We start from the raw sequence: 14,470 nt of genomic DNA on the forward strand, positions 1-14,470 counted from the left end.
GGCGCCCTCGGTTCACCGCTTCACCCGCCCCCGGATCGCGAGAGCCCCGAGGCCCAGCAGGATCGGCTCGGTGAACCGCGACCCCATCTCGATGTAGTCGCCCGCGGTGGTCAGGTTCTGCCCGCTCGACCGGAAGACGACCGAGTTCAGCGTGACCTTCAGCGCCTTCTCGAAGCGTTGCGTCGTGAACCGGTCGCCGGAGGGGTTCTTCGGATCGTCCTCGTCGATGACGAAGGTGACCTTGCCGCCGCCGGAGGGGACGGTGCCGGTGGCCGCCTGCCGGGGCGAGTCCTGGGGCAGACCGAAGCCCATCATCAGCGCGACGGTGGTCGTCATCGCGAGGGTGAGCCAGCCCAGGGCGCGCGAGGCGCGCAGGCCGTACCCGGACAGCAGCCAGTACGCCTGGAGGAGCCAGCGTTCCGCCTCGCTCCACTTGCGGCTGTGGCGGCGCATCTCCATCTCGCCGTAATAGAAGTCGGCGGCGCCCGGTTCGTCCTTGGCGTCCTCAAGGGCCTTGCGCAGATGCCGGTAGATGGCGGCCGCCAACGCGAAGTCCCGGCGCCGCGATTCCTGGGCGGTGATCCGCCGACCGCCCGGGCGGTGACCGTGATGGACACTCCTGCGGACGGTTGCCTCCTCCGCGATGGTCTGGCGCCTCGTCCAGTGGAAGGGAATGAATCCGTGCCGCCACACCCAGCCCGGCGGGGTCGACGCGAATCTGCAGGCGCCCTCGATACGAATCTGATCGAGGTTGAAGGCCGCGGAGAACAGGCACTCGGAGAGATCGACGTTCATCAGGCGGAGCAGCGAGGCGTCGACCGAGCCGACGCCGCGCACCGTGACGTCGTCGGTCGCCCCTCGGATGGGATCTTCGCGGACATCGTGTCCCCACACCTTGAAGGGGCGCCGCTGCCTGCCCAGTGCGAAAGGAGCCGTGATGGAGGCCATGCTCAGGCTCACCGTGGCGTAGCGCAGGCGCAGTGAGCAGGGTGCGTCCCAGCGCGTGTCCTGACAGTTCACGTACGTTGCGCACAGGGCGAGCAGGGTCTGGTCCCTGAAGGTCGCTCCCCGCAGGTCGACCGCCTGGGCGCAGACCAGCGGTCCGACCACTTGTGGCGTGGCGAACTCCGCCTTTCGCATCAGCAGATCGCTGTAGAACCACGCGTGGCCCAGATCGAGGCGTGCACTGAAGGTGGCGGAGACGAAACCGGCGGCACGGTGAAACGTCGTCCAGTAGAAGTTCGCGTCCTCTCCGCCGAACTCCGCGCCACTGAACCCCGCGTACCGCACGAACGTCGCCCCGGCGAAGTCGCACGAGTCGATGAACTTCGCCCGCCCGAAGTAGGCGGCCGCCTGGAAGGTGGCATCGGTGAAGTCGGCTTCCGCGTGAAAGGTCGAGCCCTCGAAGCTCGCCGTACCGGTGAATCGCACCCCCGTGAAGCCGGCGGTCTCGGTGAAGACCGCACCGTCGAACGACGCCGCGCCGACCCTCGGGTCCCCGGCCGTCTCGTCGCGCAGCGAACGGATGAGCCGCGTCAGCAGGTCCGCGGTGAAACGGGTGCCCCGGTGATCGATGTCGCTGCCCGCGGACAAGGTCGCGAAGTAGTCGCTCACCTGCTGGGCCGCCAGGTGGGCGAGGCACGCGCGGTACGGCTCGACCACGCGGCCCGGACAGGGGGAGGAGCTGTCACCTTGGCAGTGGAGTGCGGGCGGCGAGCTCGGGTGCGGTGACGGCGGGGACGCGGGCATGCCCCTACGGATACCTCAACTGCCCCTGGAACCGGCAGGAGTTGGGGATCTCCGCCCCCTGAGATGCCCGTCCTGAACACGACGCCGGGCGGGCCCGAGGGGCGCCGCCCGGCGTGCTGTCGAGGGCGAGGAGAGCGAACGGACTGGCGTCATAGGAAGGTGAGAAGGAAGCCCGTTCATGGCCTCGCCAGAACCGAAGGTAGCAGTCACTCCGGGATCATGTCGCGGAGATTTTCCGGGGTGAGGATCCGGGAGTCCGGGTGCAGGCCGTCGGGGCGCTCCAGGCCGATGTACGTGACCGGGGCGTCCGGGACCGTCTTGCCGTCCCACAGCTCCGTGACCGTGCCGCCGTCCGCCGCCATCAGGTCGGTGAGGTGGCGCACCGTGAGGTAGTCGCGTTCCACGACGCCGCGCAGCAGCGCCGCGACCGACACCTGGTTGTTCTCGACGCGGTTGGCCGCGGGCCGGCCCTTCAGGTACAGGTGCAGCCACTTCGCCTGCCACCGGCCGTCCCGCCCGCGCAGGAACACCAGGGGCAGCGCCACCCGGCCCGGACCGCGCAGCTCCGACTTCATGCGCACCGTCCGCGGCTCGAACGGGCGGCCCTGCTGGTCGGAACCGCGCAGCATGAAGCCGAAGAACGACTCCTCGGTCTCCTCGAAGCCCTCGCCCGAGAAGATGTTGACCTGCGGCACGATGAAGGCGCCGCGCACCGCTCCCAGACGCAGGTTGATGAACTCCGAGGCGCCGTCGGGGGCCTCGGTGATGTCCCCGGAGTGCTCTCCCTCGACATCGGAGAGCGCGGTGTAGGACAGCCACGACACCGTGTCGTAGCCCGCGTCGAGCAGCAGCGCCGACAGGTCGTAGTCGGTGTCGTACCCCGTCTGCTTCCAGTACACGAAGAAGCGCAGCAGCTCGCCGTCCACGGGCGAGAGGGAGCCGCGCGGCAGCACGCCGAGGCCCGCCGCGGTGGCCTTGCCGCTGAGCGGCAGCGCGACGTCCAGGGCGTCCGGGTCGATCAACAGGCGGGCGGGGGACGGGAGTCGGCGCCGGGTTTCCGCGTCGAGCGCGGCGATCAGCCGCTCCCGCTCCCGCGCCGGTACGGGCGCGCGCGTGTCGGAGGCGACCCAGGCCCGGCCGAGCCGGTTGACGAAGACCCGTCGCGCGCCGCCGCCCGTGGTCCCGGCCCCGGTCCCGGCCGCGCGGTTGTGGAGGTGCTCGCGCACCGACAGCACGACACGCCCCGCCACCAGCGGTGCGACTTCCTCGGCCGCGGCCGCCACCGCCGCGCGCTCGCCCTCGTCACCGGCCAGCCGCAGCAGCCGGTCGAGGGACCGGAACAGCTTCCCGGGCGCCGACGTGAGGAGCCGCACGGCCGCGCGGACCTCACCCTCGCCGAGCAGCTTCTCGACCTCGCTGTCGAAGGACGGCGCGGCCTTCTCGCCCCGCGCGACGGCGAACACGTCGGCGGCGTGCGGCCAGCGAGCCGCGAACTCGTGCGGGTGCAGCCGCTCCCCGAGGCGCTTGAACGGCTCACGGTGCACGTGGACGTCGGCGAGCTTCGCGGGCGCCGCGGCGACCACCGCGTCCAGGCCCGCGAGCAGTGCGCGGCGGACCGGGCGGCGCAGGGCACGGAACCGGGTGGGCTCCTGGAGGGTCACGTCGCCGTCCGAGAGCGCACAGGCCAGGCGGAGCACGTCGGTGACGGTGTCGAGGAGGAGGCCCGAACCGGCGTACAGGCGGGCGCGGTTGATGACGGCGCGGCTCTCCCGCACGGGGATCGCCGCGGGCTGCGGCCCGTCCACGCAGTGCCCGGCCAGGGCGGCCAGGTCGCGCAGGTGCTCCTCGCCCAGCGGCGTGCTGCTCCCGGCGAGCGCCAGGTACAGGTCGCGGACCTCGTCGTCCCGGGCGCCGCCGAGGTGCAGGACCGTCATGCGGTCACCGGCGGCGGCGATCAGATCGTCGTGGGCGGCGAGCATCTCCTCGTACGTGTGCTGGTACTTGCCGTACGACGGCAGGGTCAGGAGGTCGACGACGCCGGTCTCCAGCTGCGCGAGGGTGCTCTCGCGCGTGCTCTCGTCCGCGAGCGCCTCGGCGATGCAGCTTCTCCAGAAGTCGTACGTGTCCGGGACGTTGGCCGGGAAGTCGATGAAGTAGGCGTTGTGCCGGACGTGGTCGCCGACCAGCTCGCGGACGGTGCGCAGGGTGCGCTCGGCCGTGTCGACGACGACGTCCGCGGACAGGCCCGACAGATGCGCGAGCAGTTCTCCCGAGAGCTTGAACCCCACGGACAGCAGCGCGGCGTCGAACTGCCGTGCCGCGACGGCGCCTTCCCCGGCCGGGCCGGCGGGGGAGGGGATGCGGTGGGTGTGGCGGATAACCAGCTGTTCGAGTTCGAGAGGGTGGACCATGAGGGGGATCGTGGCAGAGGGGGACAGGTGAGCGCACTCGGGTTTTCCGGCGGTGATGGTGGCGCGGGGCTGTCCGCGCGCCGTGCCGCCCACGCGGCCGTGAGCACCCACCTCGCCCTGCTCAGCGACCGCCGTCTCAAGGAACGGGTCGCCGCCGCCGACCCGGTCGGGGCCGGGATCGGGGGCCGGGCGGGGGAGCTGGACGTCGAGGGAGCGCGGGTCTTCGTCAAGCGGGTGCCGCTGACGGACCTCGAACTGGAGCCCGCCCATGTGCGGTCGACCGCCAACCTCTTCGGGCTGCCGATGTTCTACCAGTACGGCGTGGGCTCGGCCGGGTTCGGGGCGTGGCGGGAGCTCGCCGCGCACATCATGACGACGAACTGGGCGCTCGGCGACGCGTATGCCGGGTTCCCGCTGCTCCACCACTGGCGGGTCCTGCCCGATGCGCCGCCCGAAGGGTTCGTCGACGAGTTCGGGGGAGTGGAGGGCGCCGTCGCGCACTGGGACGGGTCGTCGGCGGTACGGCGGCGCCTGGAGGCCATCGGCGCGGTGTCGTCGAGCCTGGTGCTGTTCCTGGAGCACGTGCCGCACACGCTCGCGGAGTCACTGCGCCGCCACCGTGGCGGATACGCGTGGGCGGAAGGGGAGTTGGGGCGGGGGACCGCCTTCATGAGCGCGCAGGGGTTCGTCCACTTCGACGCCCACTTCGCGAACGTCCTGACCGACGGGCACCGGATCTGCTTCGCCGACCTCGGTCTGGCCCTGAGCTCCCGCTTCGAACTCGCCGAGAAGGAGCGGGAGTTCCTCGATCGGCACCTCCTCTATGACCGGTCCCACACCGTGAGCCACCTGATCCGGCACCATCTGCTCGACGGGGTCCTCGGTGACCGGGATCCCGAGGTCTTCCTCAGAGAGTGGATCGCCGGTCGGCGGCCCGACGGCCTGACCGCGGAGGCCGCCGGGATCCTCGACCGGCACGCTCACCACACGCTCGTTCTCCATGGCTTCCACCGGCGTCTGCTCACGCGGAGCAAGCAGACGCCGTTCCCCGCCACGGAGATCGAGCGTGCCCTCAACACCCCCGCGACTACGGCTGGTTGAGCTTCCACTGCTGGCTCGCCGCGCCGCTGTCCGGCTGCTGTGTGACCTTCGCGCCGTCCGCCGTGGAGCCGCCCTCGACGCCGAGGACCTTGCCGCTGTGGACATTCACGAGCTTCACGTAGCCGCCGCCCGCGTTCGCCACGCGCCACTGCTGGTTGGCGCCGCTGTTGGAGGGCCACTGCACGACGGGGGCGCCGTCGGCCGTGGACGCGCCCTGGACGTCGGCCACATGGCCGGAGCGGACGTTGGCGAGGGTGCTGCGGTCGTGGGCGCCGGTGGCCAGGCACCACTGCTGGTCGGCGCCGTCGTCGCGGGTCCACTGGACGAGCTGGACGCCCTGGGCGGTCGAGGAGCCGGGCACGGCGAGGACCTTGCCGCTCTTGCGGTTGGTCAGGACGTGGCGGGCCTGGAGGGCGCCCGCGAAGGCGATGGGGGCAGCCGACGTCTGGTGCAGGTCGAAGAGGACGATCTCGTTGCGGCCCTTCTTCAGCCAGGGCGCCGGACAGTAGAGGCGCTGCTGCGGGCCCACCGACCAGAACCGGCCCAGATTGTGGCCGTTGACCCACACCACGCCCTTGGTCCAGGCGGCGAGGTCCAGGTAGGTGTCGCCGACCTTGTCGAGGGTGAGCGTGGTGCGGAAGAACTGGCCCCCTCGTTCCGGGTCGCTGATCTTCGGGCGCAGGCGCGCCACGAACGTCTCGTCGACGGGAAGGCCGTACGTCTGCCAGTGTGTGAGCGGTCCGTCGAGGGCGCCCGCGTCGGTGAGCGAGACCTCGCCGGTGATGCCCTTGCGGTCGGCGATGGCGTGGCCGAAGTTGATGCGGCCGAGGCCCTCCACCAGGACGTCCAGGGTCGCGTCAGCGCCCGTATCTGTATCTGTATCTGCATTCGCTGAGCCAAGTTTCAGGCTGCTGCCCGTCGTCACCTTCAGCGGTTCGGTGTACGGGGCGGGGAGCGCGGGCCTGCTGAAGCCGCCCTGGTAGGCGCCGTTGAGGTGGACCGTGGCGTAGTCGTGCAGGCCGGTGATGGTGAGGGTCGCGCCCGCGTAGCCCTTCAGGAGGCGGCGGTAGAGCATGAAGCCGGAGTTCTGGCCGTAGCTCTCCATCGGCTGGGCGGTCACCGTCTGGGCCGGGGGCAGCGCGTCCGGGAGGTTGTCCCACAGGGATGCGAACGCCTTGGGGGTGACGGGACCCGGGGCGATCGTGGGGACGGGCGCGGGGATCTCGGGGAGCGGCTCGTCGAGGTGGCCGCCGATGAGGTCGCGGTAGGTGGCGTAGGTCTCGGAGGGGCGGCCCTGCTCGGTGATCGCGGCGGCGTAGTCGTAGCTGGTGATGTCGGGCGTGTAGTGGCCGCCGTCGTCGTTGGCATTGGCTCCGGCCCAGTAACCGAAGCTGGTGCCGCCGTGGATCATGTAGATGTTGAAGGACAGCTTGGACTCCATGAGCCCGCGCAGGATGGGGGACTTGTCCTTGCCGATGCCGCCGAAGACGGGGTCGCCCCAGGCGGTGAACCACCCGGCCCAGGACTCCCCGATGAAGGACGGCACCGCGGGGAAGCTGCCCCGGCAGTCACCGATGGCGGCCGCGTCGCCGTCGGAGAGGCCGATGGCCCCGCCGGGCACGTTGGTGTGGTTGCCCTTGACCTGGCCGAGCCCGTCCTGGGTGTAGAAGGGGCCGGGGATCCCGGCGTCGAGCCAGGTCTGGCGGATCTCGTTCAGATAGGTGGAGTCGTCCCCGAAGGAGCCGTACTCGTTCTCGATCTGCACCATCAGGACGGGGCCGCCGCCCGCCACCAGGAGCGGCTTCACGACCGGGGCGATCTTCTTGATGTAGCGGCGCACGGCCGCCATGTACGCCGGGTTCTGTTCCGTGCGCACGCGCAGCTTCGCCTGTGGGTCCTTGAGCAGCCAGGCGGGCAGCCCGCCGAGGTCCCACTCGGCGCACACGTACGGGCCGGGGCGCAGCAGCACCCACATGCCCTCCTCCTGGCACAGCCTGATGAACGCGGCGAAGTCGCGCCGGTCGGTGGTGAGATCGAAGACGCCGGGCCGCTCTTCGAGGTAGTTCCACATGAGGTAGAGGGCGATGGTGTTCATGCCCATCGCCTTGGCCATGCGGATGCGGTGACGCCAGTACGGCACCGGGATGCGGCACGGGTGGAGCTCGCCGCTGCGTATCTGGAAGGGCTTCCCGTCGAGCAGGAACTGGCTGCCGTCGGCGGAGAAGCCGAAGGTGTGGTCGGCGGCGGACGCCTGACCGGAGGCCGACGCCTGCCCGGCGGTGGCGAGGATTCCCGCGGCCGGGGTGAGGGCGGTGACGGCCAGGAAGGTGCGTCTCTCCATGGTGAGCACTCCAGAGGGTGGGGGGCCACGTGGTCGTGCGGGAGGGAGGAGCGGTCCGAAGTCTCAACCGTTATCGCGCACACGTCAACAGGAACAGACAGGAACGCTCAGATTGAATCAGGCCAACTGGCGTGCCTGACATAGGTGTTGACGGAACGTCGGTTGCTTTCTACCGTCCCTACGTCATATATGAGACGCCATATGCGAGCCGGCGAGGTGTGCATGACCGCAGTCCCCGTCCCGATCCCGTCCCGCACCCAGTTCGTGCAGGACGCGATCAAGCACCGCATCCTGGCCGGGCAGTTGACGCCTGGTCAGGCGCTGGTCGAGACCGAACTGGCCGAGCAGTTCGGGGTGTCCAAGACCCCCGTGCGCGAGGCCCTCAAGACCCTCGCCGGTACCGGCCTCGTCGTGATGAGCCAGTTCAAGGGCGCCACGGTGCGCGAGGTCGACGCGGCCATGGCGCACGAGGTGCACGACGTGCGGCTGCTCCTCGAACCCGAGGCGGTGCGCCGGGCGGTGCGCGCCGGGGCTGCCCTCGACGCGGCCCTCGCCGCCGCCCGCGAGGCCCTCGCCCGCGCCGACGGGGCCGCCGACGCCGCCGAACGCTCCCTCGCCAACCGGGAGTTCCACCGCTCCCTCTATCTGCCGTGCGGCAACCCGCTGCTCGTCCGGATGCTCGACGAGGTGCGCGACCAGGCCGCCCTGGTCTCCGCCGTCGCCTGGGCCGGTGAGCCCTCCTGGGAGCGGGAGGCCGACGAGCACAGGGAGATCCTGCGGCTGGCCGAGGAGCGGGACGCGGACGGGACCGGGCGGGCGCTGCACGCGCACATCGCGTCCTTCGTACGGCGGGCCTTTCCCGGCCCCGAGGGAGCGGGGGCGCGGGCGTGAGCACGACGGCCTTCGACACTCGCTTCGATGCCCGACGCGCCGCCCTCGCCGACGTCGTGGCCATCCCCGTGACCCCCTTCGCCGCCGACGGAACCATCGACCGGGAGGCCCACGCGGCCCTGCTGCACCGGCTGCTCGACGGCGGCGTCCGCACGCTCACGCCGAACGGGAACACCGGTGAGTTCTATGCGCTGAGCCCCGAAGAGCGTGACGAGAACGTCGAGTTGACGCTTCAACAGGTGAGGGGGCGGGTGCGGGGAAGCACCACCGTCCTCGTCGGCATCGGCCACGACGTGCCCACCGCCGTCGCCGCCGCACGGCACGCCCGCGACGCCGGGGCCGACATGGTGATGGTGCATCAGCCCGTGCACCCGTACGTCTCCCAGGCGGGCTGGGTCGACTACCACCGGGCCGTCGCCGAGGCCGTGCCCGAGCTCGGCGTCGTGCCCTATCTGCGGGACCCGCTGCTGCCCGGGGCGCGCCTCGCCGAGCTCGCCGGCCACTGCCCGAACGTCATCGGCGTGAAGTACGCGGTGCCGGACGCGGCCCGGTTCGCGGGCTTCGCGCGGGACGCGGGCCTGGACCGCTTCGTCTGGGTGGCCGGGCTCGCGGAGTCGTACGCGCCCGCGTACTTCTCGGCCGGGGCCACCGGCTTCACCTCCGGGCTCGTGAACGTCGCACCGCACCTCTCGCTGCGCATGCTCGAAGCGCTGCGGTCCGGCGACCACCCGGCCGCGATGAAGGTCTGGGAGCGGATCCGCCGCTTCGAGGAGCTGCGCGCCGCACACGCCTCCGCCGACAACGTCACCGTCGTCAAGGAGGCCCTCGCCTCCCTCGGCCTGTGCCGCCGCGACGTCCGGCCGCCCGGCAAGGAGCTGCCCGAGGAGCGGCGCGCGGAGGTCGCGGCGATCGCGGCGGAGTGGGCCGCCGGAGGGCGCGCATCCGGAGGCGCCGTATCCGAAGGAGCCGTATCCGGAGGCGACATATGAAGCGCCCTGAGGAGCAGACGAAGCACTCTGAGGCCCACATGAAGCACCCCGAGGCCCGCATGAAACGCCCCGAGGACCTCCGCAGCCACCAGTGGTACGGCAGCGGCCTCTCCTCCGGCCTGCGCTCCTTCAGCCACCGCGCCCGCACCCGCCAGCTCGGCTATCTCCCCGAGGAGCACCTGGGCAAGCCGGTCGTCGCGATCCTCAACACCTGGTCGGACATCAACCCCTGCCATGTGCATCTGCGCGACCGCGCCCAGGCGGTGAAGCGGGGCGTGTGGCAGGCCGGGGGATTCCCCCTCGAATTCCCGGTGGCCACGCTCTCCGAGACCTTCCAGAAGCCGACCCCGATGCTCTACCGCAACCTCCTCGCCATGGAGACCGAGGAGCTGCTCCGCTCCTACCCGGTGGACGGCGCCGTCCTCCTCGGCGGCTGCGACAAGACGACCCCCGCCCTGCTCATGGGCGCCGCGTCGGCCGGCCTGCCCGGCGTCTTCGTGCCCGCCGGACCGATGCTGCCCGGGCACTGGCGGGGCGAGGTCCTCGGCTCCGGCACCGACATGTGGAAGTACTGGGACGACATGCGGGCCGGGCTCATCGGGGACTGTGAACTGGCCGAGCTGGAGGCCGGGTTGGCGCGTTCGCCCGGGCACTGCATGACGATGGGGACCGCCTCCACGCTCACCGCGGCGGCCGAGGCGCTCGGCGTCACGCTGCCCGGCGCCTCCTCGATCCCGGCCGTCGCCTCCGAGCACGAGCGGATGGCCGCCGCGAGCGGCCGCAGGATCGTCGAACTCGTCTGGCAGGACCGCACGTTGGGCGAACTCCTCACCCCGGACGCCTTCGCGGACGCGGTGACGACCGTCCTCGGCCTCGGCGGCTCCACCAACGCCGTCATCCACCTCATCGCGATGGCCGGACGCGCGGGCGTGCGGCTCACCCTCGACGACTTCGACCGCATCGCCCGCACCGTGCCGGTCCTCGCCAATGTGCGCCCCGGCGGCGGCCCGTACCTGATGGAGGACTTCCACTTCGCGGGCGGACTGCCCGGCTTCCTCTCGCGGATCCCGGACCTGCTGCACCTGGACCGCCCCACGGTGGCGCACGACTCGCTCCGCGACCAGCTCGCGGGCGCGGGCGTCCACGACGACGACGTGATCCGCACCCGCGCACGTCCGGTCGCCGCCGAGGGCGGCCTCGCGGTGCTGCGCGGCAACCTCTGTCCGGACGGCGCCGTGATCAAGCACATCAGCGCCGAGCCCCGGCTGCTCCGGCACACCGGCCCCGCCGTCGTCTTCGACGACTACCAGACCCTGCGGCGCACCATCGACGACCCGGACCTCGGCATCACCGCCGACAGCGTGCTCGTGCTCCGCGGCTCCGGCCCCAAGGGCGGCCCCGGCATGCCCGAGTACGGGATGCTGCCGATCCCCGAGCACCTCCTCAAGCAGGGCGTGCGCGACATGGTGCGGATCTCCGACGCCCGCATGAGCGGCACGAGCTACGGGGCCTGCGTGCTCCATATCGCACCGGAGTCCCACGTCGGCGGCCCCCTCGCCCTCGTCCGCACCGGCGACCCGATCACCCTGGACGTCGCGGCGCGCAGCCTCCGGCTCGACGTGCCGGAGGAGGAACTGGCCCGACGCCGTGCCGCGTGGACCCCACCGCCCCAGCGGTACGGGCGCGGCTACGGCGCGCTCTACGAGGAACAGATCACCCAGGCCGACACCGGCTGCGACTTCGCGTTCCTGGCCCGGCCGGGCGAGATACCGGAACCGCACGCGGGCTGAACCCGCGCGGCGGCGGGGCCGCCCTTCCCCTCTCACTCTGCGTACCGCCCCCGCCCCCGTCACCGCCTGCTCCCGGAAAACCGGCTTTGCATGACCATGCGTCTTCATGCATACTCTTCCTATGTCCAAGGTCCTCACCTCCCTCCCGGCCGGCGAGCTCGTCGGCATCGCCTTCTCCGGTGGCCTCGACACCTCTGTCGCGGTCGCGTGGATGCGCGACAAGGGCGCCGTCCCGTGCACCTACACCGCTGACATCGGTCAGTACGACGAGCCCGACATCGCCTCGGTGCCCGGTCGTGCGAAGACCTACGGTGCCGAGATCGCGCGTCTCGTCGACTGCCGCGCGGCGCTCGTCGAAGAGGGCCTGGCCGCGCTGACCTGCGGGGCGTTCCACATCCGCTCCGGTGGTCGCGCCTACTTCAACACCACGCCGCTGGGCCGTGCCGTGACCGGCACGCTCCTGGTGCGCGCGATGCTGGAGGACAACGTCCAGATCTGGGGCGACGGCTCGACGTACAAGGGCAATGACATCGAGCGGTTCTACCGCTACGGCCTGCTCGCCAACCCGAACCTGCGGATCTACAAGCCGTGGCTCGACGCGGGCTTCGTGGCCGAGCTCGGTGGCCGCCAGGAGATGTCGGAGTGGCTCGTCGCCCACGGCCTGCCCTACCGGGACTCCGCCGAGAAGGCGTACTCCACCGACGCCAACATCTGGGGCGCCACCCACGAGGCCAAGACCCTTGAGCACCTCGACGTCTCCCTGGAGATCGTCGAGCCGATCATGGGCGTCAAGTTCTGGGACCCCTCGGTCGAGATCCCGACCGAGGACGTCACCATCGGCTTCGAGCAGGGCCGCCCGGTCACGATCAACGGCAAGGAGTTCGCCTCCGCCGTCGACCTGGTCATGGAGGCCAACGCCATCGGCGGCCGCCACGGCATGGGCATGTCCGACCAGATCGAGAACCGGATCATCGAGGCCAAGAGCCGCGGGATCTACGAGGCCCCCGGCATGGCCCTCCTGCACGCCGCGTACGAGCGCCTCGTCAACGCCATCCACAACGAGGACACCCTCGCCCAGTACCACATCGAGGGCCGGCGCCTCGGCCGGCTGATGTACGAGGGCCGCTGGCTCGACCCGCAGGCCCTGATGATCCGGGAGTCCCTGCAGCGCTGGGTCGGCGCCGCCGTCACCGGCGAGGTCACCCTGCGGCTGCGGCGCGGCGAGGACTACTCGATCCTCGACACCACGGGCCCGGCCTTCAGCTACCACCCGGACAAGCTCTCCATGGAGCGCACCGAGGACTCCGCGTTCGGCCCGGTCGACCGGATCGGCCAGCTCACCATGCGGAACCTCGACATCGCCGACTCCCGCGCCAAGCTGGAGCAGTACGCGGGCCTCGGCCTGCTCGGCGCGGGCGACTCCGCGGTCGGCTCCGCCCAGGCGGCGGCGACCGGCCTCATCGGCCCCATGCCGGAGGGCGGCGCCCAGGCCATCGCCTCGCGCGGCGAGGCGTCCGACGAGGACGTGGCGCTCGACCGTGCCGCGATGGAGTCGGGCACGGACTGACCGGCCCGGGCCCGGTCTCGGGTCCCAGAGGTGAGAAAGGCCGGTTCGGCGCCTGTGGCGTCGAACCGGCCGCGTTAGGCTCCTGCCCGTCTCTCTTCGTAGCGCACATGCGTGCTCCACATGCGTACTGCACGTGCGTACTGCACATGCCCTGTTCGTACGTGACCGGTCACCGGTCACCGGTCGACGTAGCGATCGGTGACGGCATCAGGAGGCGATCTCCCATGAGCACCGCTGCCGGCCCGAAAGTCACCATCGGGCGCCTGTTCCTCACCTTGGCCCTCGTCGTCACCGCAGCCCTCGGGACGGTGACGGCCACCGCCTCGTCGGCCGCCGCCGCGACCTGCCGGACGCTCGGCCACGCGTACAACATCTTCAACGGCGGGGTCTACTTCTCGGGATACGAGGGCGACCAGCGCTTCGGCGTCCAGCGCATCACGATGGCCCGTGGTGCCCGCTATGAACTGGGCGGCAACGGCATCAAGCCGGGGACGAGCATCACCTTCGAAGCGGTCGGCCCGGCCACGTACTTCCAGACCGTCGGCACGGCGGGAAGCAACTGCGTCGTGAACCAACGCCCCTTCTTCCAGGGCGGGTTGCCCGGCGAATACCGGCTGTTCGCCACGTACCAGGTGCCCGGCCGCACCATCAACGACGACCCGGTCGTGGACGTGACGGTCACCTGAGGGAGCAACACAGCCCCCTGTTAGGGTGCGCCGATGTCTGCGATCAAGAAGTTCCAAGTCACCTTCGCCTGTGCGGAACCCGAGCGTCTCGCGCGCTTCTGGTGCGAGGTGCTGGGGTACGTCGTGGAGCCGCCGCCCGGGCAGGGGGATTCCTGGTCCGCCTGCAGTGATCCCTCAGGTGTGGGCCCGCGCCTGTACTTCCAGCGCGTTCCCGAGGGGAAGGCGGTCAAGAACCGGGTGCATCTCGATGTGCGGGTCGGCACCGGACTCAGGGGGCCGGAGCGCCTCGCCGCGCTCGAGGCCGAGTGCGCACGGCTGGTCCCGCTCGGCGCGGTCCATGTGCGCACGCTGTATGACGGCGACGACGCGTGCATCTCGATGCTGGACATCGAGGGCAACGAGTTCTGCATCGACTGAGAGTATCGACCGAGAGGTGGGACGGCTCTCAGCGCTGGATCTCGGCCCGCATCCGCTCCTTCTTCGTGGCGATGTCCCAATAGGTGGCGGTGCCGCGTGCGTTGCTGAAGTCGCCCGTGCCACCGGTGATGGCCATGTCGAGCGGGGCTGTTGACCCGCTCGTCCAGAGCGACTGCATCGTCAGGGAGCCACGGTCGAGTTCGATCGTGATCAGACACTGCGTCGTGCGCTTCTCACCCTCGATGCGCACGACCTGACATGTCCCGCCCCCCACTCCGGCCCTGCGCCCGTCCTCGTGGAGCGCGAGGCCGGAGTAGACGTCCATGTCGCCCAGGCTCGGCCCCGCCGGGCCGAGGTCGGTGGCCGTGTACTGGTCGTTGTGAATCTTGAGTTCGAGGACTTCGACGTTGCCTCTGTCGCCGCTGCTCGGGGTGTCCGGGCTGTCGGCGTCCGCGCTGCCCACGGCGCAGACCCCGACCAGAGCGGTGACCAGAGACAGGGCAGAGAGCTTCCTGAGCGTGACCATGG

11 protein-coding genes are annotated in these 14,470 nt (G+C 71.0%); 7 read left to right on the plus strand and 4 right to left on the minus strand.

Features of this window, described 5'->3' with window-relative positions; translation table 11 throughout:
• Positions 1 to 12: 12 nt before the first annotated feature.
• Complete coding sequence (locus ACFWYM_RS19555) at positions 13 to 1,662, minus strand: pentapeptide repeat-containing protein (RefSeq protein ID WP_384838244.1); 1,650 nt, start codon at positions 1,660 to 1,662, stop codon at positions 13 to 15.
• 293 nt (positions 1,663 to 1,955) lie between these two features.
• Entirely contained in the window at positions 1,956 to 4,160 is a 2,205-nt protein-coding gene (locus tag ACFWYM_RS19560) for a hypothetical protein (protein ID WP_384838247.1), read from the minus strand.
• 27 nt (positions 4,161 to 4,187) lie between these two features.
• Between ACFWYM_RS19560 and ACFWYM_RS19565 the strand changes: the two genes are divergently transcribed.
• Positions 4,188 to 5,261: a protein kinase family protein gene (locus ACFWYM_RS19565; protein ID WP_384838250.1), complete on the plus strand. Its 1,074-nt coding sequence runs from the start codon at positions 4,188 to 4,190 to the stop codon at positions 5,259 to 5,261.
• Here the strand turns inward: ACFWYM_RS19565 and ACFWYM_RS19570 are convergent.
• Positions 5,248 to 7,602 (minus strand): beta-galactosidase, encoded by a 2,355-nt coding sequence (locus tag ACFWYM_RS19570; protein ID WP_384838253.1) that lies wholly within the window; start codon positions 7,600 to 7,602, stop codon positions 5,248 to 5,250. The two genes, ACFWYM_RS19565 and ACFWYM_RS19570, sit on opposite strands and share 14 nt — an antisense overlap.
• A gap of 222 nt (positions 7,603 to 7,824) precedes the next feature.
• Here ACFWYM_RS19570 and ACFWYM_RS19575 point away from each other — a divergent pair, with 222 nt between their 5' ends.
• The 6 genes from ACFWYM_RS19575 to ACFWYM_RS19600 all read left to right on the plus strand — a co-directional run bounded on the left by ACFWYM_RS19575 (position 7,825) and on the right by ACFWYM_RS19600 (position 13,942).
• Positions 7,825 to 8,493 carry a GntR family transcriptional regulator gene (locus tag ACFWYM_RS19575; protein WP_384838255.1) on the plus strand — a complete coding sequence of 223 codons (669 nt, stop codon included), beginning with the start codon at positions 7,825 to 7,827 and terminating at the stop codon, positions 8,491 to 8,493.
• On the plus strand, positions 8,490 to 9,482 hold the full coding sequence (locus ACFWYM_RS19580; protein WP_384838258.1) for a dihydrodipicolinate synthase family protein: 993 nt from the start codon (positions 8,490 to 8,492) through the stop codon (positions 9,480 to 9,482). Before ACFWYM_RS19575 ends, ACFWYM_RS19580 begins: the two co-directional genes overlap by 4 nt.
• A 59-nt stretch (positions 9,483 to 9,541) precedes the next feature.
• Positions 9,542 to 11,272 (plus strand): L-arabinonate dehydratase, encoded by a 1,731-nt coding sequence (gene araD, locus ACFWYM_RS19585; RefSeq protein WP_384838455.1) that lies wholly within the window; start codon positions 9,542 to 9,544, stop codon positions 11,270 to 11,272.
• A gap of 121 nt (positions 11,273 to 11,393) precedes the next feature.
• The gene (gene argG, locus ACFWYM_RS19590; protein WP_384838261.1) at positions 11,394 to 12,839 is read left to right on the plus strand and encodes an argininosuccinate synthase; all 1,446 of its coding nucleotides are present in this window, start codon (positions 11,394 to 11,396) and stop codon (positions 12,837 to 12,839) included.
• A gap of 224 nt (positions 12,840 to 13,063) precedes the next feature.
• Entirely contained in the window at positions 13,064 to 13,525 is a 462-nt protein-coding gene (locus ACFWYM_RS19595) for a hypothetical protein (RefSeq protein WP_384838263.1), read from the plus strand.
• 33 nt (positions 13,526 to 13,558) lie between these two features.
• Entirely contained in the window at positions 13,559 to 13,942 is a 384-nt protein-coding gene (locus tag ACFWYM_RS19600; RefSeq protein WP_384838266.1) for a VOC family protein, read from the plus strand.
• Positions 13,943 to 13,970: 28 nt separating this feature from the next.
• On the opposite strand, the gene ACFWYM_RS19605 is transcribed toward ACFWYM_RS19600, so the two are convergent.
• A complete protein-coding gene (locus ACFWYM_RS19605) occupies positions 13,971 to 14,468 on the minus strand; it encodes a hypothetical protein (protein WP_384838269.1) in 498 nt (165 codons plus the stop codon).
• Positions 14,469 to 14,470: the final 2 nt, after the last annotated feature.

Source organism: Streptomyces sp. NPDC059009 (assembly GCF_042740175.1).
GTDB lineage: Bacteria > Actinomycetota > Actinomycetes > Streptomycetales > Streptomycetaceae > Streptomyces.

Excerpts from the sequence above, each read along its gene's own strand:
- ACFWYM_RS19560 (WP_384838247.1), bottom strand. The coding sequence starts at position 4,160 with ATGGTCCACCCTCTCGAACTCGAACAGCTGGTTATCCGCCACACCCAC.
- ACFWYM_RS19575 (WP_384838255.1), top strand. The coding sequence starts at position 7,825 with ATGACCGCAGTCCCCGTCCCGATCCCGTCCCGCACCCAGTTCGTGCAG.
- araD (WP_384838455.1), top strand. The coding sequence starts at position 9,542 with ATGAAACGCCCCGAGGACCTCCGCAGCCACCAGTGGTACGGCAGCGGC.
- ACFWYM_RS19595 (WP_384838263.1), top strand. The coding sequence starts at position 13,064 with ATGAGCACCGCTGCCGGCCCGAAAGTCACCATCGGGCGCCTGTTCCTC.
- ACFWYM_RS19600 (WP_384838266.1), top strand. The coding sequence starts at position 13,559 with ATGTCTGCGATCAAGAAGTTCCAAGTCACCTTCGCCTGTGCGGAACCC.
- argG (WP_384838261.1), top strand. The coding sequence starts at position 11,394 with ATGTCCAAGGTCCTCACCTCCCTCCCGGCCGGCGAGCTCGTCGGCATC.
- ACFWYM_RS19605 (WP_384838269.1), bottom strand. The coding sequence starts at position 14,468 with ATGGTCACGCTCAGGAAGCTCTCTGCCCTGTCTCTGGTCACCGCTCTG.
- ACFWYM_RS19570 (WP_384838253.1), bottom strand. The coding sequence starts at position 7,602 with ATGGAGAGACGCACCTTCCTGGCCGTCACCGCCCTCACCCCGGCCGCG.